Source organism: Marinibacterium profundimaris, from assembly GCF_002210095.1.
Classification (GTDB): Bacteria; Pseudomonadota; Alphaproteobacteria; order Rhodobacterales; family Rhodobacteraceae; genus Marinibacterium; species Marinibacterium profundimaris.
In genome coordinates, this window is sequence record NZ_AQQR01000020.1 from 41,278 (window position 1) to 63,340 (window position 22,063).

The window sequence follows — 22,063 nt, forward strand, 5'->3', positions numbered from 1 at the left end:
TCCGATTCCCGGCCCGATCCTAAACTGGAAAATCCCAGCTCGATCCGGTCCAGGAAGCGGGAAGCAGGTCACTATGATCGGGGTGACGGGCTGGTTGCGCCTCCCGATTTCGTCAGCAGGATCGGCGGTTTGTTCCCGATCGCGCTGTGTGGCCGTTCGTCATTGTAGTATCTCCGCCAAGCCTCCACTTTTTCGCAGGCATCCGCAAGGTTCATGAACCAATGTGTGTTCAGGCACTCCTGCCGGAACCGTCCGTTAAAGGCCTCGATGAAAGCGTTATCGGTCGGCTTACCGGGCCGTGAGAAGTCGAGGATCACGCCGCGCTGATAGGCTCAGAGGTCCATGTCGCGGGAGATGAACTCGCTACCCTGGTCGACCCGGATCGTCTTCGGATAGCCGATCCGGCGGCACACCCGATCCAGGGTGGCGACCACGTCTTCCCCGCGATAACTGAACCGAACATCCAGCACCGGCGAATAACGCGAGAACGTGTCCACGACCGTCAGGACGCGCAGCTTCTTGCCCATGGCAAGCTGGTCATGCGCATCTACCGCCTGCAGACTGAAGACGGGGAACGCGCTATCGGCCGTCTGGTCAGTCAGGAGCAGCTTCTCAATGTCTATGCGCGCTTGGGTCTCGATTGTCAGATCGAGATGACGCCGCAGGAGGTGTTCGGCGCGGTCATGGACGCGAAGACGACCCTGAGCCTCCTTGGCGGCTACCAGCTGCGCCGCTCGCTGGTCATGGGTCAGCCGAGGCTGGAATTGAACAGCGCGTCGGGCACGGCCCTGCCTGCACTGAAGGCGATGGGCTGTTTCACCGAGGTGATCCAGTGGAAGACGCGGGTGTTCATCCCGGTGGATGGCACCGAGGTGCTGGTGCGGGTTCTCGCGGAGTATCCTGTTGGCGGCAGTGCAGCGGATGCCGCAGCATGAGCGCGGGGCGCAGTATCGCGGACCTCTCGGCCGATCTGGCAGACCGGGCCGAGAGCTTCTGCCGCCAGTATTTCCCCGAGGGGCGCAAGCAGGGCAATTATTGGCAGGTTGGTGACACTTCGGGCGCAAAGGGGCAGAGCCTTGCCATCCGGCTCCAGGCCCAGGGTGGGCGCAAGGCCGGGTCCTGGACCGATTACGCGACGGGTGAATATGGCGACTTGATCGACCTGCTGCATGAACGGCTTGGGTCGATCACGCTCAAAGAGACGCTGTGGGAGGCCCGGTCTTTCCTTGGCGAGGCCCCCTGCCCGGCCGTGCCGCGAGACACCCAAACCCGTGAGCAACCAGATGCCGCCTCGAGCAAACGCATCGCGCGGACGCGCAAACTCTTTGCCGCTGGCAAGCCGGTCCTGGGCACCCTGGCCGCCACCTATCTGCAGGGGCGTGGCATCACACGGCTGGGTTCGGCCCTGCGCTATCACCCACGGGTCTTCCTGCGGCACGGCACGGACGACGCCGATCCGCCGCAAAGGGCTCCTGCCCTGCTCGCGAAGATCACCGATATTCGCGGCCAGATCACTGGATGCGCGCGGTTCTATCTAGACCCGTCCACCGGCGGTCTGGCCGGGATCGAGAGCCCGAAGCGGATCCTCGGGCAGCTTCACGGCCATGCCATCCGCTTCTGGTCCGGCACGGGCCGCTCTGATCTCATCGTCGGCGAAGGTCTCGAGAACACCCTTTCGGTGGGCACCGCTCTCCCCGAGTTCGATCTCGCCTCCTGTCTCACCGCCACCCATCTCGGGCTGTTCATCCCGCCGCCGGGGATCAAGCGTATCTGGATCGCGCGGGACAATGACGAAGCCGGACGTAACGCATGAAAGAGATTTCGTAACCAACTGGAATCTCGGGGAATTACCTGTGGTGATCTCGTGCCAAACATGGGCGATTTCAACGACGATTTGCAGGCACTTGGCAAGGATACGCTGCGCCGGTCGCTGATAGAGGCCATGAAAGCACAAGGTCTGGAGATCGAGGACGGGTGACCGCCACCATCCTCTTGGATGTCCAACAGGGCAAAGGTTCCGCGGGTTCGATCTGATCCCGTTTGGATATTGGGAGCGATGGACCGGCGGGTCGGGGCTGAGTGCCCCTCGCCCGGGCAGCAATGCGCCGCTACCCGGAAAATTCCCCTGAGCCTTCGGCTCATTCCTCGCGGGACCAATTTTCCGGCCCGCGGCGCATTCTCCGCTTCGCTCCGATCCTGACGGATGCGGCCCGGTCGCCGCCGGTCCTGGTATCGCCCCATCCAAATCGGGTCAGATCAAACAGAGGAACCAGACAATGCCCCATCAGACAGACGTCCAAGAGGAAACCGGCGTGACCTCCGCCATCCTCGACCACCTCGCACTTCACGGCGCAACGCCAGGGCCCGGCGAGACCGATCACCGCCCCCTGCCCCAGCCTGACGAGGTCGAGCTCGCCATGGCGGCGCTCTTTGACACCACCACCGGCCTCATCACCGGCAGCCAGTTGGAAGACAATCTCGAAGAGATGCTCTGGTCCCTGACCTCAATCTTCCATCGCCGGCTCACCCATATCCAGAAGCTGCTCGACGACAACGAATTCGAGGTCCGGGAAAGTCTGGCCATCCAGGACGGCTCAGAGGTCGCCTCGGTCGAACTAGAGCGCCTCCAAATGATCGGGCTCAAACTCTGGGACCATCGCGACGCTTTCGAGCAGATGCGCGATCTGGCCGTGGACCACTTTTCGGCCGCCACGGGTTCACCCTGGCTGCCCCGCACCGGATCCAAGGTCTCGCATCGCGGCCTGACTTCCGCCGTGGTGGACAGCCGGGCCTACCTCTCGGCCAAGCGACGCAAGGAGACAGAGGTACACTGCCCCGAAGGCACGCGGATCGCCTTCTCGGGCGGGGGCTATCACGCCTACGATCTGATCTGGTCCGTGCTCGACGCCACGCACGCCAAATTCCCCGACATGGTGCTGCTGCACGGCGGCACGCCGAAAGGTGCCGAGATGATCGCGGCCCGCTGGGCAGATACTCGGGGCGTCACCCAGGTAGTCTTCAAGCCCGACTGGGAGAGCCACGGCAAGGCGGCTCCCTTCAAGCGCAATGACAAGATGCTCGAGACCATGCCGCAGGGTCTGATCGCAACGCCCGGTTCGGGCATCACCGAGAACATCGTCGACAAGGCCCGCAAGCTCGGGATCCGCATCAAGAGGATCGGGGCTTAGGCCCCGGTTCTACCATGACATCAGTCAGAGCACACTGTGCGGTTCGCTCTATGAGTGCGCAGAGCTGCGCACTTCTGCGGGATTTGGTCTGTCAGACCGCCGTGAGTGTTAACACCATTTCTAACTGGCGGCTGTGGCGAGACCCTCTGAAGCCTCCTGACGCTCACGTCGTCCGGTCGTCAGCGGGATATTCGCCGAAAGGCAGCCCATGTCGGCCAGGAAACTGACCAATCCGACGATCGTCTTGAACTCGCGCAATTTGAAGACGCTACGGCTCGTGACAAGCATCTTCGCATCCTGGCCATCCTACGTCACCGCGTGCACGGCCCAGGCGCCATGCCAACTGTTGTGGCGCTTCCCGGCAGTCTGGTTGCAGATCACCTCGATGAGGTAGCCATCTGAGTGCAGATCGCGCAGGCCATCCTCGGTGACCACATTCGGTGTTGCGCCGTCCAACAGCTTATCCTCTTCACTTATGCCGACACGTATCGGGATTGGAGCGGGCCCGAGCTTCTACCCGATCTTCCGAGTCGCATGCGTCGTTTGCTCAGTTTCGCAATCCCATACGGGACATCTTCGAAGTTCGCAACGCGGCCGGGATTGAAGCCGTCGGGAACAGATGCGCGTGTCTTCGCCCTGGCATTTCATCTTCTCCTGCCTGTCAGAGCACTCTCTGCTTGAGGCCCCTAGTGACCCGACCGAGGAGCTGAATACGGGCCGGTGTCGCGTTGCGATAGGTCGTGGTGTGTATCGAAAGATCTGGCGAGCCTGTGCAAAGGACGCATCGGCGTTCCTGGCTGTCGGCAGTTCACCCAGTTTCCTTCGCGGCCGCCGCACTTCTCCCTTTGTCTGAGTTGCATGACATGCTGGTCGCAGCTGTCGTCCCGTCCAAAAGGTTGTCACCGATCTTTTTCCCCTGTCCCTGCGGGCCATTCCTCGCGAGGCAAAAAGACCGGCGCCTGCCCCTCTCCGCTGCGCTCCGCCTTCGGTGTGGCCGGGCCTTGCCCGCTGCAAGGTGACCATCATTGCAACGCAAACAAGGAGAAGAGCGATGACCACGAACTGCATCAAATTCACCAGCGCCGACATCGAAACCGCCAAGGGCGTCGGCTCCATCTTGACCCTGACCTTCGACCTCGACATCACGGTCGAACCCGTCGCAAGCGTGAACCCGATGGCCCCCACGCACCGCGGCCTCGGCCGCTCCCCGCGCGGCAAGCTGGTCGAGTGCGGCGGGATCTGGAGGAAGCAGAACAAGGAGACCGGCGCCGACTACTATACGCTGACCATCCGCGACCACGGCTTCAACGCCAACCTCGGCAAGGCCGCGAACCAGAACGATCTGTCCCTGCAGGCCGTCATCCCTTGGGGGCCGAAAGACGCTGCGTGACGTAAAGAATCGGCTGGGACAACCCAGCCGATTTCCTCTGTTTCCCTTCGCGCTGAAACGCATTCCCCACATTTTGGAGCCAGTGGTTGGTCCGCTTGGTGGAAGCAACCGATCACTGAATTGGCGCAAGGTGATGATGATGCAATCCGCTTCGGAGGAGACGGGTTCGTAGTTCCCCTAGCGCCATGAGGCTTCCAGCATCTTGCATTTTGACAGCCGTGCAGCGGTGAAAAAAGAAACAAAAACAGATAGTTGAATGTAACTGGCGCGAAGTTAAAGTTGACTACACATCCGAGCGAGTGACAGTTTCCCCAAGATATTGGGTAGCTACATTCCTCGATCGCTATACTTTGTCGAGGCATCTAGGCACGCTGGTAGATTGGGTAAGATCTAACCGCCGGGCGAAAATCGTTGTTAAGACTCAGTTTTCCGTGTAGATGACACTTTAATGAGCGAAATCGCTGAAAAAGCGATATTTAGAGGACAGGCGGATGCGAGAACGGTCTTTTGCGGCTGATACGAAGGATCAACCCTTCGACGAGATCATCCTACAGCAAGGAGAGTTGATTTCCGACCGCCTCAATATGTTGCGGCAGGAACAGTATCCTCCGGACGCCCAAAAAGGTCTACGTCAGTTTTCATTGGCCGAGGTTGCTTACTATCTCGGCGTGACGCAGTCGACCATCAAGAAGCTTCATCTCGAAGGCAAAGGTCCTGAACCTGAAACATCATCGTCCGGGAGGCGCAGCTACTCGGCCGAGCAGATGCTGGAACTGAGAGCTTATCTCGACAAGCATGGCCGCCCCGGAAAACGCCGTTATGTCCCCTATCGGCAGCCTGGTGAAGAACTGCACGTCGTGTCCGTCGTGAACTTCAAAGGAGGAAGTGGAAAGACCACTACCGCCGCCCACCTCGCGCAGCACTTGGCGTTGAAAGGGCATCGAGTTCTTGCGATCGACTTGGACCCTCAGGCCTCGCTCACAGCTTTGCATGGCATTCAGCCTGAACTCGACGACGTGCCTTCGCTCTACGAGACACTTCGCTATGATGACGAGCGTAAGCCGATCTCAGAGGTGATCCGGCCAACGAACTTTCCCAACCTTGATATCGTGCCGGCAAGTCTCGAGCTTCAAGAGTACGAATACGATACCCCGGTTGCTTTGACGAGCAGCGATCCCCACGAGGGCCGTACCTTCTTCACTCGCATATCGAAGGCGCTTAGCGAGGTTGATGACCGCTATGACGTGGTTGTGATCGATTGCCCTCCTCAACTGGGCTACCTCACGCTCACTGCTCTCACGGCTTCTTCCTCGGTCATTGTGACAGTCCATCCTCAGATGCTGGACGTCATGTCGATGAGCCAGTTTCTCCTGATGCTGGGCGGAATCATGAAGACGATCCGTGACGCTGGAGCGAACATGCGCCTGAAGTGGTTCCGTTACCTGGTAACGCGATTTGAACCAACGGACGGTCCCCAAAAGCAGATGGTTGGGTTCCTCCAGGCGATGTTCCCAAATCAGATGCTGTCGGCTCCTGTGCTGAAGTCTACGGCGATCTCCGACGCTGGGATTACGAAGCAGACGCTTTACGAAGTTGAACGGTCTCAATTCGTGCGGACTACTTATGACCGCGCAGTGACATCTTTGAATGACGTGAACGATGAAATCGCCGAACTGATCCACAAGGCTTGGGGGCGTGAATGACTAAGGTTTTGACAGCCGTGCAGAGAGCTAGTTTTGACAGCCGTGCAACTGTCGAAATGCGCGCGGCGCTTTGGTTGGATTTGGACGAAAAGGAGATGGCTTGATGGCTCGCAAAGACCTCCTGAAGAGCGTTATGGCGGGCTCGCCGGAGCAGCCCAAGGATTCCGGTCGCTCTGGATACGCAATGCGCGGTGCTTCGAAATCGATGAAGGTTTCGATTGATAGCCTTGCGGAAAACTCGAAGCGTCTCCTTGAAGGTGAAACCATTGTCGAGATCGATCCGCAATTGATCGATGTGTCATTCGTTTCGGATCGGCTTAGTGATGACGATGTTGCTTTCGACGAACTGAAAGCATCGATCGCAGCGGGTCGCCAGGACACGCCGGTACTGCTTAGACCGCATCCGGAAGCGGATGGCCGCTATATGATCGTCTTCGGGCATCGCCGTGTGCGCGTTGCATCGGCGCTCGGCCGTAAGGTTCGCGCAGTTGTAAAACCAATGGACGATGTGGCCCACATTCTTGCTCAAGGGCAGGAAAACACTGCGCGCGCAGACCTCTCTTTTATTGAGAAGGCCCTTTTTGCGAAGAGCCTCTTGGATATGGGACAAGCAAAGGACGTGATCCAGTCCGCACTTACCATCGATGGGACGTTGCTTTCACGGATGCTGTCAGTGGCGCAGAACGTCCCTAGGTACGTCATCGAACAGATTGGGCCGGCCAAGCAGATTGGGCGTGATCGCTGGGAAGACTTCAAAAAGTTGGCTTCGGAACCATCGAATGACAAGATCCTCGAGGGAGCTCTGGAGTTCGACGGGTTTCAGAACCTCGACAGTGATGCTCGCTTTGAGTTCCTGCATAGCAAGCTGGCAGAAGCGGGTAGGGTGCCGAAGCGCCGAAAAACGCGTGCCGCGCCCAAGAAACGAACCTGGACTGCCGGCAAAGGCCGCATCAAGGGAGTCATCGGTCGTTCCGGAAAGGCATTCAGCATTTCGCTTACGGCACAAGATTCAACCGAGTTCGGAGACTTTCTCTCGGGTCGGCTTGATCAGCTGTACAGCGAATTCCTCGCGACGAAAGAGGAGCAGTCAGAACAATGATCTAGGCAAAAGAAAAGCCCCCAAGCAGCGTGGCCTGAGAGCTAATCTGAAAAGTTTGGTCGCTTAGAAGATATCTCTCCCGCGAATCACTGTCAACAAGAACGCCACTTCGGCGAACGGCTTTCTTTTGCCTCCACATAACTGGAGGTGAGAAACAGGCATGAAGCATACAGGTTGGCGCAAGCCGACACCGGGTCTTGGCATTGCAGAGCAGCTTGCCCAAGCCGGTGAACAGGTAGCTGTACCCAAAACGCGGGCCTTCGTGGCCGTGAAGCGGGTCGGAGCCTACATTGGCCTCAAGGCGGGGGACATGATGCTCCTCGACACGCTCGGGGCGTTTACCCAGGCCCAGGACTGGGAGGAGGGTCAGCGCCCGATCGTCTGGGCATCGAACGCCTATCTGATAGAGCAGACGGGCTTCTCGCTTTCCGCGCTGAAACGCCATGCGCGGCGCCTGGCCGAGATCGGCGTGATCTCCTTCCAGGACAGCCCGAACGGCAAGCGTTGGGGCCGTAGGGACGCTGAGGGGCGCATCGTGGAGGCCTATGGCTTCGATCTGTCGCCGCTCGCAGCTCGCGTCGAGGAGTTCGAGGAACTGCATAGCGATTTGCAGGCCGAACGCGAGCTCTGCCAGCGCTTGAAGCGCCAGATCACCGTGGCACGCCGGATGATCCGCGCGCGGATCGAGACCGCCGTCAGCAGCGCGCTGCGCGGTCCTTGGACGCAATTCACAGGCCTCTTCGAGGAGCTTCTTGATCGGCTTCCGCGCCGTCATGAAGCCTCTGAGCAACTTGCGCGGTTGCTGACCTGGTTCAAGGAACTTCAGGAGCGCGTCGAAGCGGCCTATCTCAAGGCAACCGAGGTCGTTCAACCTGTGGAAAACGCGCCCGAAGCCAAGGAACAAGTTCCCGAGAAGACTCAAGAAATGAACCCCAGGGAGGTCATTTCTGACCCTCATATACTAATTACAAACCAACTTGATCCTGTAACTCGTAATTCCTCAGAAAATGAGGAAGTCGCGGCCGTGGTGCCCAATGCTCAGCCCGAAGATCAGGTTGACAGGGAGCTGGAAGAGTGGGTGGCTGAAGTCCGCAAGAAGCGCGCGGCACTGGATCTGCCCACAGTGATGCAGGCCTGTCCCGAATTCGCGTCCTGGGCGCGTAATATGGGCGGCTTCCTGAAGGATTGGGGCGATCTGCACCGGGTTGCCGGGCAGCTCAGGCCGATGATCGGGGTGTCCGAGCATGCGTGGAACGTGGCGCAAGACCGGCTGGGCAAACAGGTGGCGACAGCGGCGCTGGCGCTTGTCTTCGAGAAGCATTGCGCGGGCGAAGTTTCCTCGCCGGGCGGATATCTGCGCGGCATGGTCGAGAAGGCCGGGGCAGGGGAGCTGCATCTCGAGCGCAGCTTCTATGGCAGGCTCAGTGGGCAGGCGGCGTGATGGGGCAGGGGATCAGAGTCCGGCGGCCTTGGTTAGGTTCACGCGGAACCGGTCGCGCCGGCGCTGGTAGCGGCGGGTCATCTCGGCCGAGGCATGACCAAGCTGTTTTTGAACGTAGCGCTCGTCGACTTCGGCGGAGCTGGCGAGACCGGCGCGCAGCGAATGGCCGGAGAACAGCGCCAGGCGTTCCTTTTCGGGCAGCTCGGATCGGATGCCGGCGTCCAGGACCGTCCGCTTGATCAGGCGCGCAACATGCTTGTCATTCAGTCGCGTTTCAGTGGCGCGGTTGCCATCGCGCGAGGTGCCGACGAAGACCGGACCGAAGTCGATCTTCGCGAAGTGCAGCCATTGCTCCAGCGCGTGCACGGGGCAGGTCTGATCCTTGGAGCCGCGGCCGATCTCGACTTCGCGCCAACCGGTTTTGGCGTTGAGGGTCAGGAGGGCGCCTTTCTCGAAGATCTCGATCCAGCCGCCAGAATCCGGCGTGTCGTCCTTGTGGACGTCAAGGCTAACGATTTCCGAGCGGCGCAAGCCTCCTGCATATCCCACCAGCAGGATCGCCCGATCCCGCAGCCCGCGCAGATCATATGGCAGGGTGGCGACCATCGCGAGGATGTCCTCGGCCAGGATGGCCTCCTTCTGAACTGGTGGTCGCGCGTGCTTTCGCTTGATCCCGGCCAACACCGTGGCGATATGTCGGTTCTTGCGATCGAGGGAAAAGCCGCGCTGTGCGTAGTTCCAGGCGAGACCTGACAGACGGCGGTCGATGGTTGAGACGGACAGGGCAGGGGAGGGACGTGAGCCGGTCGCGAGATCCGCAAGGTAGAGGCCGATCATCTCCGGCGACGGAGGCAGCGGCTCGGTGCCCTTCAACCGGCACCAGCGCGCGAAGTGCGCCCAATCCTTCGCATAGGCCTTCAGCGTGTTGTCCGACGCTGCCGCGCGTGCATAGTCGCGAGCCGTATCGACCAGCTGATCGAGCGTGCCTGAGCCCGCGACAAAGGAAGGCAGGCTCAAGACCTCGCCGTCAGGATGATCTCTCTCGTTGTCCTCGTTGGACGAAGGCCCGATTGGCACGTCTGAGGTCGATTTCTCGGTGCTTTCTGACATGCCTCTGAGCATATCCTTTTGTGTCCGATAATGCAAACTTATTGGGCATAGCAAGGGGCTGCGAAGTGGGGCGGTTCCTACACTATATTGTAGGCAAAAGCGCCGTGAGAGATTAGTGTTGTGGCATGACATATCAGCCAACGGCCATCTCGAACGACCTAGATACCCTACCGCAGTTGCCGGGCTGGGTCACCACCGGCCGTGCGGAAACCCCTGAAACTGTGGCCTTTCGGTTCGGGGCGGTGCTCACGGTGCTCGATCAACTGATTGGCGATCCGAGGCATGGTGTGCCGCTGAAACTGCTCGCCAACCGGCTGGCGCTGAGTGCCGCAGTGGCAACCTCGAAACTGGAGGGTCGGCTGGCAAAGGAAGCAGATATCCGCGACGCCTACCACCTGACACCGCCGGGCGAAGCGCGGGGTCCGGATGGCGATCTGCTGGCGTTTTGGCGCGAGGCTGTGCGTATGAGGACAAGCGGTGCGGGCGAGATCGCTGACTTGGTTGGCTCGGACTTCGCTGGCGAGGTGGGTGTCTGGCTTGACGTGGGATTGGAACACGCACGGACCTATGGCCCTTTGTCGGGTTGCGTCGCCGTCCTGCGCGCCGTGCTCGAGGTCGACGACCGGGCGGAGCGGGTCGCCTGTCTGCTCTCGGACATCGCCCTGGCACAGGCGCTGAACTGGAAGCAGGTGCTGCCGGTGACTACGCAGCGGTTGACAAAGGCGGCTCTGCGCGACCTGACCGCAGAAGGGCAGGGGGCCGATCTGGCAGTCGAGGGGCGGATCCTCGAGTCCGTCGAAGAGTCGATCCGATTGGCGCGAGAACTGGCCCGTCGTGCCGACGCTCTTCGTTCCGTGGCGCCGAAACTGCGAGCCAAAGGATCGGACGCGGCCGTCGATCTGTTCCTGACCGAGGATGCCGTGGCTCCGGCGTCGATGCTGTCGCCGCGTATTCGTGGAACGTCGATCCCCATGACTGACCGCGCTGCGCGGCGGTTTTGCGACCGGCTTGTTGAGTTGGGCGTGGCACGGGAACTGACCGGGAGGTCGACCTTCCGGCTCTACGGGATCGCATCATGACGGTCGGGACAAGAAAACGGAAACCGGCGGAGGAGGGCGGCGGCTTCTTCGATCGGGAGCTTGACGATCTGCCACAGGCACTGCGCTGGCGCGAATGGATGGGGCGGATCGAGGCGGTGCTCTTCGCCTCCGCCTCGCCGGTCGGCCGTGAGGATCTGGCGCGCGTGGTAGGGCAGGGGGCCTCGATCGAGATGCTGATCGAGGACATCCAGGCCGAGTTGACCGACCGCCCCTACGAGTTGGCTCAGGTGGCCGGTGGCTGGATGTTCCGCACCAAGACGCAGTTTGCAGATGCCATCAAGGCCGCCGCTGATCTAGGGGACCAGTCCCTGGCTTTTACCGAGATGGAAATGGGGGTGCTCTGCGCGATCGCCTATCACCAACCGATCGACCGGGCGGGCCTCGCCGACATCTTCGGCAAAGAGGTCAGCCGCGACCTGCTGGCCCGGCTGCGGTACAAGGACCTGATTGCCAGTGGGCCGCGGTCGCCGCGATCCGGCGCGCCGCATACCTTCGTGACGACGGAGACATTCCTGGTGACGTTCGATCTCCAGAGCTTGCGCGATTTGCCGGATTTGGAACTGCACGGGGACCAACCATCATGACGTCGCTTCGCATTTTCGGCCGAGCAATTGGGTGCTCGTCCTACACGAACATGCGCGGGTCATTTGACCAGCGTTTTCCTCCGGAAGACGAGGTGCGATGTGTCGACCAACACTGAGATTGAAGCCCTCAAAAACAGCATCGTCACAAGCATGTTTGTTGATCCAGGCGACGAAAACTACGTCATGGCGCGCATCGCCTATCACGGTGGCCTCTATCAGGATTTCTTTTGGAACGCGGCCCAAGCTACAGAAAAGTACCTCAAGGCGTCGCTGCTGTTAAACGGCGAAACGCTCATCAAAAACAATGGGCACAACAAGTTTGGTCACAATTTGGAGCGCCTGTTCAGAAAGGTGGAAAGCTACGCGGGCGAGTTCTTTCCTGACACGCTGACCAGACCTGTGGAGCTTGGCGATCTTCACTGGCGATCGGAAACCCCGCAGGCGTTCGTCGCGCGGTTGAACGCCGCTGGCGATCCGAGCTCGAGATACAACGTGCACGGGTACACGAAACGCTGGGAGGATCTGTGTCATCTGGATCAATTCCTATGGGCAGCGCGTCGGGTGGCATTCAGGCTGGATCATGTCATCGTTCCTGAGAGGATGAGGTCAAATCCAGACATACCTCAGACGATAGCGGATCAGCTGCGGCGAACCTTGACGTTCTCGCCCCGCAGCGTAACGTCGCGGCTGGCCAAGCTCACGGGTCCGCGAAGTCGTGTCGAACTGCGCGATGCCTTCTTCAAGGGGAATTTTCTTTTTGCCCCGGCGGATTACGATCACGGTACTATTTTTCACGGCTCATCCGCTTCAAATCCGGTTCTCTACAGACGTATTTTAGCTTATGTGCCCGAAGAGGGAGATGTCGCCCCTAACGCTACAATTGCTGAACTCGCTGATTGGGCTGCCTCAAACATCTTCTTGGGAGAGGCCATCGCCGATCAGCTTCGAGACGCCGCAGAGCGCCTGCGTCCGTAAACCCTACCAGTGAAGTTGCCGCCTTTTCGAAGTATGCGGGAAATTGGCGCTGTCGGTGCACAACAGGCCGGGTCTGCTGATCCGATGGCGTCAATTTCGGTCCCAGTCGTCATCCGAACCATAGCGCTCCACGATGCTGTCACTTTGATCCTCATACCAGGGCTCCAGTGTGCCCACTTCCTTTCCTTCCTCGACGAACGTTTCAACTGTGAGTAATCCCGTCCCCAGCTCATTAAGCTCAACACGCAGTGTGTGGCCCTCGACTTCGCCACTGCCATCTTCGATCTCATGCTCATACTCGTAATCGAGCCAGGGGAAGTACTCGGCCATAAGCTCATTCAGTTCGCCCTGCGGGAGCCATGTATCAACGGTGTATTCCGGTTCAGCATCCGGGTCGCCAAAGGTGACCTTAGTTTCACGAAAATTGAGGGTCTTGTTCACCCACTCGTCGATGATCAGGAAGATATCCTCTTTGATCGACCGAGCGGCGATCTCTCGAATGAGAGGTAGGTCCAGCGCCAGTCTGAAACGCCTGACTGTTAAAAGCGTCTTCAACAGGCCCATAGAAGCTGCATCTTCGGCAAGCTGCTGTGCGTTCGACCCGTCTAGCAGTGATTGCGAAACAAGTTTTGCCAGCTTTAGGTTGCCCGCGGACAGATCGTACAAGACTTTGAGAATGGGAGCATCGATCCGAGCCTCTACGCCAAAGCACCTCAACGCTTCTTCGAACTTCCCTTCATTGCACTTTTCCAGCTCGATACGTTCCGGCCGAACTCGCTCTACCCACCGATCAAAGTCTTTGCCGAGATAATCCATCTGGGTAGGGTCCGTTGTCTTGACGACGATCATTTTCAGCTTGGCTAGGAACGCGTCTTCCTCCCAATCCCTAGCTTCGCCTAATTTCTTTAAGAGTGCGAATGATGCGTCGTCCCACCAGTGGATGTTGTCAGCGACTAAGACAACGGTTCTGCCACGCGACATGCGACGAATCCTACCAAGCCACTTCCACTCTTCCTCGGAGAAGTCAGCTGAGTTAGACGGCGTTAGAGCTTTTGAGGCGTTCACCGCCCAATCAAAGACTGTGGCCCCAAGGGTACCGAAACCAGATAGAAAACTGCCCGCTCCCGCAACAACTCGACCACCTTGGACAACGACTTTTTCAAGGCCCGACCGATTTCTCGTCAGGCTTTCAAATGGAGCGAAATCCTCAGAGCGCCTGACAGCATCTCCAACTGCAAATAGGGGAGTCGCGCCTGCAACATCGCTAGCAATGTCGGAGGCAAGCCATGTTTTGCCCGACCCCGAGGGACCATCAAGGACCAGACAACGGGTATTGGACTTAGTCAGAGAACCAACGCCTTCGCGTCGAAACTTGTCGTGGCCCAAAATACTTTCAAGGTTGCCACTAGGCGCCATAATTCTCCGTTATCGTTACTTCACGATGCGCCAAGGGCGACCGCAAGGCGGTCAGCATTGACCGATAACATCTGCCACGAATCGTTCGCGTCAGCCTGCCATCTTGATGATGGCATCAACGAGAGGAGCTTCGTCGCCGACGAAACTTGCTATCATGGCGTCGATGAATTCGTTCTCATCGATGTTGCACTCGATCATCTCAAGCCCGGCGATCTGCATGAGGATATCGAGGAAAGTGAGTTGGCATCGCCCGTTGCCCTCGCGAAATGGATGGACGGCGTTAATGTCGGCGATGTAGTGGGCCGCGCGCGCGGCGAAGTCTTGCAAACTGTTCGTGTCGGCCAGGTGATTCTCTTCGGCGAGCTCACGAAAAATGCGGTTCATCTCGGCGTCGATATACTCTGGATAGCAAAACCAGTTCCCTCCTTTGGCGGTTCGAATTTGTCTTGCCTGTCCCGCCCACTCGTAGACGTCTTGAAAGAAGTGGTGATGGATCGCTCGATAATGCTCATAGTCGAGGGCACCTTCAGGCAATGCTTCCTCGGAACGGGTCAAGAACATGAGTTGCTCGAACTGATCAAGCTCGTCCTGATCGGTCAGGTCAGCCTTGTTCCGAAGAATGCTGGTGCCGGGGTAACAGAGGGGGTCCTCCGTGGCGTCGTACCGGCTCATTTACCTTTTTTTGTGACGAAGGAACCGGTAATCGCTGAGCGAAGGGCATCGCCTTTGAGCCCGCGATCGGAATAGGTCTTGAGAGTTTTGGCGGACTTCGAACTGGTCGTAACACCCTCAACTTTGGCAAACTTCGTGGCTTTGTCCTTGCCTAGTGGCTTGGTCGCGAAGCGTCCGGTGGTCGCCGATCTCTTGAGTGCGGTGCTCTTGTCCATACGGCCAACTTATCACGCTCCAAATTGAATGTGTATGAAGATTCCGCTCGGCGTCATGACCGTCTTGGCGGAGCATACTGGAGTCCCGTCGAGATCGTCTATCCCATTCTTTGGAAACTGTGAAACTGCCTTCCGCTCAGGTAACGATAATGGCCCCTCCTATCATCTCCTGTCTCTTTTCAGGCCGGCTCGAGCGGTCGATCTTTTGATTTCCCGACGCTCGCGAGGTCTGCAACGAAGACATTGTCGATCAGGCGCACACCGTCGAGCCAGGCCGCCAGGAAGAGGCGGCTGGGGCGGTCTGCACTCGTCATCAGCTTCAGGTCGGGAACGCTGCGCAGTTCGAGGTAGTCGATGGAGTCGAACCCGGCTGAGAGCAGGGCCTTCTTGGCCTTGTCGATGGTCTGCTCGACGTGTCCGCCCCGGGCGATGACACGCGCCGCGTCTTCCAAGACCTGGGCGATCATCGGCGCCGTTTTGCGTGGCCCGGCACCGAGCCGAAGGTTGCGCGAAGACATGGCGAGGCCGTCTTCCTCGCGAATGGTCGGACAGCCGACAATCTCCGTATTCAGGTCCAGATCCTCGCACAGCCGGGTCACCACCTGCAGTTGCTGATAGTCCTTTTCACCGAAATAGGCGCGGTCGGCATCGCATTGCAGGAACAGCTTGGTCACCACCGTGGCCACCCCGTCGAAATGCCCCGGACGCGCCCCGCCGCACAGGCCTTCGCTGACACCGGTGACCGAGATCGTGGTGGCAAAACCTTCGGGGTACATCTGTGCGCCGTCGGGTACGTAAAGCACATCCGCGCCATAGGGCGTCAGCTTTGCGGCGTCGCTGTCTTCGGTCCGAGGGTATTTCGCCAGATCCTCGGGGTTGTTGAACTGTTTGGGGTTCACGAACAGCGTCACGATCACCCGGTCATTTTCGGCGCAGGCCCGTTCCACCAAGCTAAGGTGCCCGGCATGCAGCGCGCCCATGGTCGGCACGACGCCGATGCTGTCCCCGGCGCGGCGCCAGCTTTCGGTCAGGGCGCGCAGCTCGGCCTTGGTGCGGATGATCTTCATTTGCCGGGTTCCTCTTGGGAAAAGACATGTTCGGGGGCGGGGAAGCTGCGGGCGCGGACCTCTTCTGCATAGGTGCGGATGGCTGTCCGGGCGTCGCTGGCCAGATCGCCATAGCGTTTGACGAACTTGGGCTTGAAGGCATCAAACAACCCCAGCATGTCGTCGATCACAAGGATCTGTCCGTCGCATCCGGCCGAGGCCCCGATGCCGACCGTGGGGATATCGATATCGGCGGTGATCTGATCGGCCAGCGTGGCGGGCACCTTTTCCAGCACGACCGAGAAGGCCCCGGCGCGGGTCACGGCGCGGGCGTCTTGGGTGATCCGTTCGGCATCTGCGCCGCGCCCCTGCACCTTGTAGCCGCCAAGCGCGTTCACCGCCTGAGGTGTCAGACCGATATGGGCCATGACGGGGATGCCGCGGTCGACGATGAAACGGATCGTGTCCTCCATATGCGCGCCGCCTTCCAGCTTGACCGCGCCGGCCCCGGTTTCGGCCATCAGCCGGGCGGCGTTGCGAAAGGCCTGAGCGGGGGATTCCTCGTAACTGCCGAAGGGCATGTCGACGACCATCAGGGCGCGGTGCAGGCCGCGGGAGACGGCGCGACCATGCATCACCATCATCTCCATCGTCACGTCGAGGGTGGAGGGCAGCCCGTGCAGCACCATTCCGACGCTGTCACCGACCAGAACAAGGTCACATTCCGCATCCGCCAGCTGGGCCACGGGGGTCGTATAGGCGGTCAGGCAGACAAGCGGATCGGCCCCTTTGCGCGCGCGAATGTCAGAGGCAGTCAGGCTGCGTTGCGGGGCGGATTGGCTCATGTCGGTCCTCCTCAGACGGGCTTGGGAGGGGATAGCGGGTTGGGGACCTATTCGCAAGTGCAGCACAATATTATTGCGTTGCACTATGGGAAAAAGTCATATATGTATCGCGACGATTGGCGCGTTCAGAAGTCCAGCCCAAGGTCCAGCACCTGCGCCGAATGGGTCAGGGCACCAGACGAGATGTAATCCACACCCGTCGCCGCGACCTCGGCAATGCGGTCCAGCTTCATGTTGCCCGAGGCCTCCAGCACCACGCGACCGTCGGTCATTTTCACAGCTTCGACAAGGGTTTGCCTGTCCATATTGTCCAGCAGAACCACATCGGCCCCACCTTCGTCCAGCGCCTCGGAGAGCTGGTCCAGCCGGTCGACCTCGATCTCGCAGCGGATCATGTGGGACGCGCTTGCCTTGACCGATTGCAGCACCGGGCGGATGCCCCCGGCGGCGGCAATGTGGTTGTCCTTGATCAGGATGGCGTCCGACAGGCTGAAACGGTGGTTGAACCCGCCGCCATGCAGCACCGCCTGTTTTTCGACGATCCGCAGCCCCGGCGTGGTCTTGCGGGTGCAGGTCACGCGGGTCCGGGTGCCGCGCGTTTCGGCCACGAAGGCGGCGGTCAGCGTGGCGATCCCGGACATGCGCCCGGCAAAGTTCAGCGCGACCCGTTCGCCCGACAGGATGGAGGCCGCGTTGCCCGTGATCTCCATCAGCTGATCGCCCGGCGCAACCGTGTCACCGTCGGCTTTATGCGCCGTGATCTTCAGCGCCGGGTCCACCAGACGGAAGGCCAGCGCGGCGATTTGCAGGCCCGACACGACGCCGGGTTCGCGGGCGTTCAGCCGCGCGGAATAGGTGGTGCCGGCGGGAATGACCGTGCGGGTGGTGATGTCGCCATAGGTGCCCAGATCCTCAAGCAGCGCGGCGCGCACGAGGGGTTCAAGGATCAGGTCGGGCAGGGGAGTATGGGTCACGCCGGTTCCTTTCGGGTCGTGGTGTCGCGGATCGCGAGCGCATCTTTCAGGGTCATCAGCGACCTTGTGCCGGTTGCGCCGTCCGCCTGCGGATAGTCCGAGCGGAAATGCGCGCCCCGGCTTTCGCGGCGCATCAGCGCGGCAGCGGCGATCAGGGTGGCGGTGGCGGTCATGTTGGCCAGCGCCTCGCAGTCGGGCTGCGCGGCTTCGATGGCGGCGATTTCGGTCAGGGTGCGGGTCAGGCCCTCCGCCGTGCGGATCACGCCCGCGCCATCGGTCATCGCCTGCCGCAGCCGGGCAACCAGCGCGGGATCGGGCGTTTCGGCGGCGGGCAGGTCGGGCAGGGTGACGGGCGCGGCATCTGCGGGGGAGGGCAGGGCGGCGTCAATCGCAAGCGCACAGCGGCGGCCATAGACCAGCGCCTCTAGCAGCCCGTTCGAGGCCAGCCGGTTCGCCCCGTGCAACCCGGTCGAGGCGACCTCTCCACAGGCCCAGAGGCCGGGCAGGGTCGTGGCGCCTTCGCCATCCGTCGCCACGCCGCCCATGTGGTAATGCGCGGCGGCGGCCACGGGGATCACCTGCGTCAACGGGTCCAGACCCGCCTGTTGGCAGGCGGCGGCCACGGCGGGAAAATCCGTCAGGATCTTCGCACCAAGGGCCGCGCGGGTGTCCAGCGCCGGGGCCAGCCCTTGTTGTGTCTGGGCATAGACGGCGCGGGCCACGATGTCGCGCGGGGCCAGTTCGGCGTCTGGGTGGGCGTCCGGCATGAACCGCGCGCCAAGGCGGTTGACCAGCGTCGCGCCTTCACCGCGCAGCGCCTCGGTCGCAAGGGGGGCAGGGTCCAGCCCGCAGGCCATGGCGGTCGGGTGAAACTGAACGAATTCAGCGTCAGCAATTTGCGCGCCCGCGCGGGCGGCCATGCCGATCACCTGCCCACGGATGCGCGGCGGGTTCGTCGTCAGGGCATAAAGCCCACCCGATCCGCCCCCGGCCAGCAGAACGGCGGCACCGCGCAGGGTGACGCTGGCGCTTTGACCCTGATCACAGCGGGCGACGGCCACGCCGGTGACGCGGCCCTGAGTGACCTCAAGCGCCGTGGCCATGACGCCTTCGAGCACCTGGATATGGTCGGCCTCGCGCACCTGAACGGTCAGGGCGCGCATGATCTCGGCCCCGGCCTGATCGCCCTGCACGCGCACCACGCGGGCAAAACTATGCGCGGCCTCGCGCGACAGGACATAGGACCCGTCCGAGGTGCGGTCGAAGGGCGTGCCCAGCCCGGTCAGGTCAAGGATATGATCGCGCGCCTCGGCTGTGACCGAGGTGGCGACGCCCGGATCAACGGTGCCCGCACCGGCGGTGACGGTATCGCGGGCATGGGCATCGGCGCTGTCCGCCGGATCCATCGCCGCCGCAACGCCGCCCTGCGCCCAGGCCGAGGACGCACCAGCGCCCAATGCCTCGGGCGAGATCATCAGCACGGGGTGCGGGGACAGTTTCAGCGCCGCATATTGCGCCGCAAGGCCCGCGCCGACGATGATCACGCGACCCGTATTGATCGGCGTTTCGGTCGGGGTCATCGCCCTAACCGGCCATCTTGGCGGACAGGTCGATCATGCGCTGAACGGCGATGCGGGCCTTGTCGGCAACCGCCGGGTCGACCTCGACCGCGCCCTGCATGGTGTGCAGCGACCACAGCACCTTTTCCAGCGTGATTTTCTTCATATAGGGGCACATGTTGCAGGGCCCCACGAAATCCACGTCCGGCAGCGCGTCCGAGATGTTCGAGGCCATCGAACATTCCGTCACCAGCATCGCCTTTTCCGGGCGCTGCTGCGTCACATAGTCGATGATACCGCTGGTCGAGCCGGAGAAATCGGCCTCGGCCACGACATCCGGCGGGCATTCGGGATGCGCGATGATCCGCGTGCCGGGGTTCCATTCGCGGAAATCCTTCAGGTCCTGCGCGGTGTATTGTTCGTGCACGATGCAGGCACCGTCCCACCAGACGATGTTCTTTTCCGGCACAAGGTTGGCGATGTTCTGCGCCAGATATTTGTCCGGCGTCATGATGACCGTGTCGCTGTCCATCCCGCGCACGATCTGCACCGCGTTCGAGGAGGTGCAGCAGATGTCGGATGCGGCCTTCACCTCGGCGGTGGTGTTCACATAGGTGACGACCGGCGCGCCCGGATATTTGGCACGCATTTCGGCGATACCTTCGGCGGTGATGCTTTCGGCCAGGGAACAGCCGGCGTCCATGTCGGGGATCAGCACCGTCTTGGACGGATTCAGGATCTTCGAGGTCTCGGCCATGAAATGCACGCCGCACTGGATGATCACGTCTGCCTGTACCTTGGTCGCCTCAATCGCCAGCTGAAGGCTGTCACCAACCACGTCCGCGATACCGTGGTAGATCTCGGGCGTCATGTAGTTATGCGCCAGGATAACCGCGTTGCGTTCCTTTTTCAGCTTATTGATCGCCGCGACATAGGGCGCAAATATCGCCCAGTCTGGGGGCGTCACGACACGGTCTATCCGGGCGAAAATGTCAGCATTTGCCTTGGCGATGTCGGTGGACGGAGATAGATCGTAGTGATCGGCGAGTTCGGCGCGCAGCGCGATCTGGTCGAGCAAAAGCGGAGTTCCTGAGGTTACTTCGGGCCGCCGTGGAGGGCGCGACCGCACGCGGGTGGCGTCGGCTAAGAGGTGTTTACGGGTCGGCTTACCTTAGGGCAAGTGTGCGGGGCGTCTTATTTCAATGACGCACGCTAACATGTACCGAAAGCCACCGTCATACGATTATGGGCTCAGACGTCGGTGCGCGGGCAAGACTTTGGATCCGGTCCAGAGGCGAAGCGGGCTTTCAGCAGGCATTCGTCGTATTCCGAGCGAACCTCGGAATCGAACACGATGCCGCCGCCTACGTTGAAGACGGCCTCTCCGCCTGCGTGCAGTGTGAGGGTGCGGATGGCAACATTGAAGCGCATCTCGCCGGACGGAGCGACGAACCCAATGGCCCCGCAATAGATGTCACGCGGACGACTTTCCAGCGCACGCAGGATCTGCATCGCACGGATCTTCGGAGCTCCGGTGATCGAGCCGCAGGGAAAGAGCGCAGTGAAAGTATCGGAGACGGTCGTCTCCAGTGCCAGCCGCGCCCGAACGCGGCTGACCATCTGATGCACTGTGGGATAGCTTTCGATCCGGAACATCTCGGGTACATGCAGCGTGCCCAATTGGCAGATGCGCGAGATATCGTTGCGCAGCAGGTCGACGATCATCAGGTTCTCGGCTTGGTTTTTCCCGTCCTGTCGCAAGGTCTCGGCAAGGGCGGCGTCTGCCTCGGGCGTCGATCCGCGCCCGATAGTGCCTTTCATCGGATGGGTCTCGATCCAGCCTTCCGCGTCTACCTGGAAGAACAGTTCAGGCGACCGTGAGAGGATGATGGGCCCACCCAAGTCGATCAGTGCAGCATAGCGGACCGGCTGCCTGGCGGTCATTTCTTCGAACAGCGCTATCGGATCTCCCGACCATCGCGCGGAGAACGGGAAAGTCAGGTTCGCCTGGTAGCAATCGCCTGTGCGAAGGTGCCGGTGGACCCTTTCGAAACGCGACCTGTAATTCTCGAAGGACCATTCTGGCCGGACATCCGTCAAAGTCGCCTTGCCTGTTGCCCGTGTCCCTACCGATCCAGTCTCGGGCGCGTTGAAGACCCCCATGAGCACGAGCGGCAGGCGGCGGCCTCCGGGCATGATGTCACGCAATTTCGGCTCGAGTGCGTAACCGGCCTCGTAGCTCACGTAACCGGCACACCATTTCCCGGCCGCACGTGTGCGTTCCATCCGGTCGAGCGCGGCCTGGACTTCGTCCGGATGGTCAGCGCGGATCACCTCGCGTGGTATGGCGAACCGCATCTCGGTACCGGTGAGGTCATCGCGCAGCAGAATGCTTGGCCCGTCCGCGCGATAGGCTGCTTCAGGCCTGTCCATCGGGAGCCGTGAAGGCCTGGGCCTGATCGTAGTCTACAGCGAAGCGCAGTTCGCGCAGGGGTTTCACCCGGCGGATCGATTCCGCGTAGGTTTCGTGCGCCTTGTAGGCAGCCAGGGCCGCATCATCGGCGAATTCGCCGTAGACGACGACGTCGATTTCCTTGCTGTTTGGATCTGACTTCCGATTGAGCGAGATTTCGAGGTGCTGGGCATGCGGGATGCCGGTGAGCATCTGGAGCCCTTTTCTGATAGATTCGATATTGTCGTTGTTGATGGCGGTGAAGAAGACGATGTGGCGGATCATGGCAATCCC

The 22,063-nt window shown here is 60.8% G+C and carries 23 protein-coding genes and 1 pseudogene; 10 read left to right on the forward strand and 14 right to left on the reverse strand.

The window, feature by feature from the left end:
• Window positions 1-71: 71 nt before the first annotated feature.
• A pseudogene (locus tag ATO3_RS24060) lies at window positions 72-542 on the reverse strand (integrase core domain-containing protein); the annotation flags it as partial.
• Between ATO3_RS24060 and ATO3_RS24065 the strand changes: the two are divergent.
• The 3 genes from ATO3_RS24065 to ATO3_RS24075 all read left to right on the forward strand — a co-directional run bounded on the left by ATO3_RS24065 (window position 540) and on the right by ATO3_RS24075 (window position 3,188).
• The gene (locus tag ATO3_RS24065; protein WP_028095338.1) at window positions 540-935 is read left to right on the forward strand and encodes a hypothetical protein; all 396 of its coding nucleotides are present in this window, start codon (window positions 540-542) and stop codon (window positions 933-935) included. The pseudogene ATO3_RS24060 and the gene ATO3_RS24065 overlap by 3 nt on opposite strands.
• Window positions 932-1,813: a DUF7146 domain-containing protein gene (locus tag ATO3_RS24070; RefSeq protein WP_229861749.1), complete on the forward strand. Its 882-nt coding sequence runs from the start codon at window positions 932-934 to the stop codon at window positions 1,811-1,813. The genes ATO3_RS24065 and ATO3_RS24070 overlap by 4 nt, the downstream gene beginning before the upstream one ends.
• 463 nt (window positions 1,814-2,276) lie before the next feature.
• Window positions 2,277-3,188 carry a DUF2493 domain-containing protein gene (locus ATO3_RS24075; protein WP_088652434.1) on the forward strand — a complete coding sequence of 304 codons (912 nt, stop codon included), beginning with the start codon at window positions 2,277-2,279 and terminating at the stop codon, window positions 3,186-3,188.
• Window positions 3,189-3,308: 120 nt separating this feature from the next.
• On the opposite strand, the gene ATO3_RS29315 is transcribed toward ATO3_RS24075, so the two are convergent.
• Complete coding sequence (locus ATO3_RS29315) at window positions 3,309-3,476, reverse strand: hypothetical protein (protein ID WP_229861748.1); 168 nt, start codon at window positions 3,474-3,476, stop codon at window positions 3,309-3,311.
• 18 nt (window positions 3,477-3,494) lie between these two features.
• Window positions 3,495-3,644: a hypothetical protein gene (locus ATO3_RS29320; RefSeq protein WP_229861747.1), complete on the reverse strand. Its 150-nt coding sequence runs from the start codon at window positions 3,642-3,644 to the stop codon at window positions 3,495-3,497.
• A 595-nt stretch (window positions 3,645-4,239) separates the two neighbouring features.
• Here ATO3_RS29320 and ATO3_RS24090 point away from each other — a divergent pair.
• The 4 genes from ATO3_RS24090 to repC all read left to right on the forward strand — a co-directional run bounded on the left by ATO3_RS24090 (window position 4,240) and on the right by repC (window position 8,821).
• Entirely contained in the window at window positions 4,240-4,578 is a 339-nt protein-coding gene (locus ATO3_RS24090; protein WP_088652435.1) for a DUF736 family protein, read from the forward strand.
• Between the two features lie 491 nt (window positions 4,579-5,069).
• A complete protein-coding gene (repA, locus tag ATO3_RS24095) occupies window positions 5,070-6,281 on the forward strand; it encodes a plasmid partitioning protein RepA (protein WP_009574268.1) in 1,212 nt (403 codons plus the stop codon).
• Between the two features lie 103 nt (window positions 6,282-6,384).
• Entirely contained in the window at window positions 6,385-7,380 is a 996-nt protein-coding gene (gene repB, locus ATO3_RS24100; protein WP_028095335.1) for a plasmid partitioning protein RepB, read from the forward strand.
• 160 nt (window positions 7,381-7,540) lie between these two features.
• The gene (gene repC / locus ATO3_RS24105) at window positions 7,541-8,821 is read left to right on the forward strand and encodes a plasmid replication protein RepC (RefSeq protein WP_028095334.1); all 1,281 of its coding nucleotides are present in this window, start codon (window positions 7,541-7,543) and stop codon (window positions 8,819-8,821) included.
• Window positions 8,822-8,833: 12 nt separating this feature from the next.
• Here repC and ATO3_RS24110 read toward each other — a convergent pair whose 3' ends face one another.
• A complete protein-coding gene (locus ATO3_RS24110; protein ID WP_035367105.1) occupies window positions 8,834-9,931 on the reverse strand; it encodes a tyrosine-type recombinase/integrase in 1,098 nt (365 codons plus the stop codon).
• 125 nt (window positions 9,932-10,056) lie between these two features.
• Between ATO3_RS24110 and ATO3_RS24115 the strand changes: the two genes are divergently transcribed.
• The 3 genes from ATO3_RS24115 (at window position 10,057) to ATO3_RS24125 (ending at window position 12,590) form a co-directional block, all read left to right on the forward strand.
• Window positions 10,057-11,010: a DUF1403 family protein gene (locus tag ATO3_RS24115; protein ID WP_088652436.1), complete on the forward strand. Its 954-nt coding sequence runs from the start codon at window positions 10,057-10,059 to the stop codon at window positions 11,008-11,010.
• Entirely contained in the window at window positions 11,007-11,615 is a 609-nt protein-coding gene (gene scpB, locus ATO3_RS24120; RefSeq protein ID WP_088652437.1) for an SMC-Scp complex subunit ScpB, read from the forward strand. Before ATO3_RS24115 ends, scpB begins: the two co-directional genes overlap by 4 nt.
• A gap of 99 nt (window positions 11,616-11,714) precedes the next feature.
• A complete protein-coding gene (locus tag ATO3_RS24125) occupies window positions 11,715-12,590 on the forward strand; it encodes a HEPN domain-containing protein (protein ID WP_143747358.1) in 876 nt (291 codons plus the stop codon).
• A gap of 90 nt (window positions 12,591-12,680) precedes the next feature.
• On the opposite strand, the gene ATO3_RS24130 is transcribed toward ATO3_RS24125, so the two are convergent.
• The 10 genes from ATO3_RS24130 to ATO3_RS24175 form a co-directional block, all read right to left on the reverse strand.
• On the reverse strand, window positions 12,681-13,976 hold the full coding sequence (locus ATO3_RS24130) for an ATP-binding protein (RefSeq protein WP_158218049.1): 1,296 nt from the start codon (window positions 13,974-13,976) through the stop codon (window positions 12,681-12,683).
• A 120-nt stretch (window positions 13,977-14,096) separates the two neighbouring features.
• On the reverse strand, window positions 14,097-14,678 hold the full coding sequence (locus ATO3_RS24135) for a Fic/DOC family protein (protein WP_088652440.1): 582 nt from the start codon (window positions 14,676-14,678) through the stop codon (window positions 14,097-14,099).
• Entirely contained in the window at window positions 14,675-14,893 is a 219-nt protein-coding gene (locus ATO3_RS24140; protein ID WP_088652441.1) for a hypothetical protein, read from the reverse strand. The genes ATO3_RS24135 and ATO3_RS24140 overlap by 4 nt, the downstream gene beginning before the upstream one ends.
• Window positions 14,894-15,072: 179 nt before the next feature.
• Entirely contained in the window at window positions 15,073-15,960 is an 888-nt protein-coding gene (gene panC / locus ATO3_RS24145) for a pantoate--beta-alanine ligase (RefSeq protein WP_088652442.1), read from the reverse strand.
• Complete coding sequence (gene panB / locus ATO3_RS24150) at window positions 15,957-16,784, reverse strand: 3-methyl-2-oxobutanoate hydroxymethyltransferase (protein WP_088652443.1); 828 nt, start codon at window positions 16,782-16,784, stop codon at window positions 15,957-15,959. Before panB ends, panC begins: the two co-directional genes overlap by 4 nt.
• 125 nt (window positions 16,785-16,909) lie before the next feature.
• Window positions 16,910-17,758 carry a carboxylating nicotinate-nucleotide diphosphorylase gene (nadC, locus tag ATO3_RS24155; RefSeq protein WP_088652444.1) on the reverse strand — a complete coding sequence of 283 codons (849 nt, stop codon included), beginning with the start codon at window positions 17,756-17,758 and terminating at the stop codon, window positions 16,910-16,912.
• Window positions 17,755-19,338, reverse strand: coding sequence for an L-aspartate oxidase (locus tag ATO3_RS24160; RefSeq protein ID WP_088652445.1), 1,584 nt, complete (start codon window positions 19,336-19,338; stop codon window positions 17,755-17,757). The genes nadC and ATO3_RS24160 overlap by 4 nt, the downstream gene beginning before the upstream one ends.
• A gap of 4 nt (window positions 19,339-19,342) precedes the next feature.
• Complete coding sequence (nadA, locus tag ATO3_RS24165; protein ID WP_088652446.1) at window positions 19,343-20,395, reverse strand: quinolinate synthase NadA; 1,053 nt, start codon at window positions 20,393-20,395, stop codon at window positions 19,343-19,345.
• A 173-nt stretch (window positions 20,396-20,568) separates the two neighbouring features.
• Window positions 20,569-21,750: an aminodeoxychorismate synthase component I gene (locus ATO3_RS24170; RefSeq protein ID WP_143747362.1), complete on the reverse strand. Its 1,182-nt coding sequence runs from the start codon at window positions 21,748-21,750 to the stop codon at window positions 20,569-20,571.
• A complete protein-coding gene (locus tag ATO3_RS24175) occupies window positions 21,737-22,054 on the reverse strand; it encodes a Dabb family protein (RefSeq protein ID WP_088652447.1) in 318 nt (105 codons plus the stop codon). The genes ATO3_RS24170 and ATO3_RS24175 overlap by 14 nt, the downstream gene beginning before the upstream one ends.
• Window positions 22,055-22,063 lie beyond the last annotated feature (9 nt).

Excerpts from the sequence above, each read along its gene's own strand:
- ATO3_RS24160 (WP_088652445.1), bottom strand. The coding sequence starts at position 19,338 with ATGACCCCGACCGAAACGCCGATCAATACGGGTCGCGTGATCATCGTC.
- ATO3_RS24110 (WP_035367105.1), bottom strand. The coding sequence starts at position 9,931 with ATGTCAGAAAGCACCGAGAAATCGACCTCAGACGTGCCAATCGGGCCT.
- ATO3_RS29315 (WP_229861748.1), bottom strand. The coding sequence starts at position 3,476 with ATGCTTGTCACGAGCCGTAGCGTCTTCAAATTGCGCGAGTTCAAGACG.
- ATO3_RS24170 (WP_143747362.1), bottom strand. The coding sequence starts at position 21,750 with ATGGACAGGCCTGAAGCAGCCTATCGCGCGGACGGGCCAAGCATTCTG.
- ATO3_RS24175 (WP_088652447.1), bottom strand. The coding sequence starts at position 22,054 with ATGATCCGCCACATCGTCTTCTTCACCGCCATCAACAACGACAATATC.
- repC (WP_028095334.1), top strand. The coding sequence starts at position 7,541 with ATGAAGCATACAGGTTGGCGCAAGCCGACACCGGGTCTTGGCATTGCA.
- ATO3_RS24140 (WP_088652441.1), bottom strand. The coding sequence starts at position 14,893 with ATGGACAAGAGCACCGCACTCAAGAGATCGGCGACCACCGGACGCTTC.
- ATO3_RS24135 (WP_088652440.1), bottom strand. The coding sequence starts at position 14,678 with ATGAGCCGGTACGACGCCACGGAGGACCCCCTCTGTTACCCCGGCACC.
- panC (WP_088652442.1), bottom strand. The coding sequence starts at position 15,960 with ATGAAGATCATCCGCACCAAGGCCGAGCTGCGCGCCCTGACCGAAAGC.
- ATO3_RS24065 (WP_028095338.1), top strand. The coding sequence starts at position 540 with ATGCGCATCTACCGCCTGCAGACTGAAGACGGGGAACGCGCTATCGGC.
- repA (WP_009574268.1), top strand. The coding sequence starts at position 5,070 with ATGCGAGAACGGTCTTTTGCGGCTGATACGAAGGATCAACCCTTCGAC.
- ATO3_RS24115 (WP_088652436.1), top strand. The coding sequence starts at position 10,057 with ATGACATATCAGCCAACGGCCATCTCGAACGACCTAGATACCCTACCG.
- ATO3_RS24070 (WP_229861749.1), top strand. The coding sequence starts at position 932 with ATGAGCGCGGGGCGCAGTATCGCGGACCTCTCGGCCGATCTGGCAGAC.
- repB (WP_028095335.1), top strand. The coding sequence starts at position 6,385 with ATGGCTCGCAAAGACCTCCTGAAGAGCGTTATGGCGGGCTCGCCGGAG.
- ATO3_RS24075 (WP_088652434.1), top strand. The coding sequence starts at position 2,277 with ATGCCCCATCAGACAGACGTCCAAGAGGAAACCGGCGTGACCTCCGCC.
- scpB (WP_088652437.1), top strand. The coding sequence starts at position 11,007 with ATGACGGTCGGGACAAGAAAACGGAAACCGGCGGAGGAGGGCGGCGGC.
- ATO3_RS24090 (WP_088652435.1), top strand. The coding sequence starts at position 4,240 with ATGACCACGAACTGCATCAAATTCACCAGCGCCGACATCGAAACCGCC.
- panB (WP_088652443.1), bottom strand. The coding sequence starts at position 16,784 with ATGAGCCAATCCGCCCCGCAACGCAGCCTGACTGCCTCTGACATTCGC.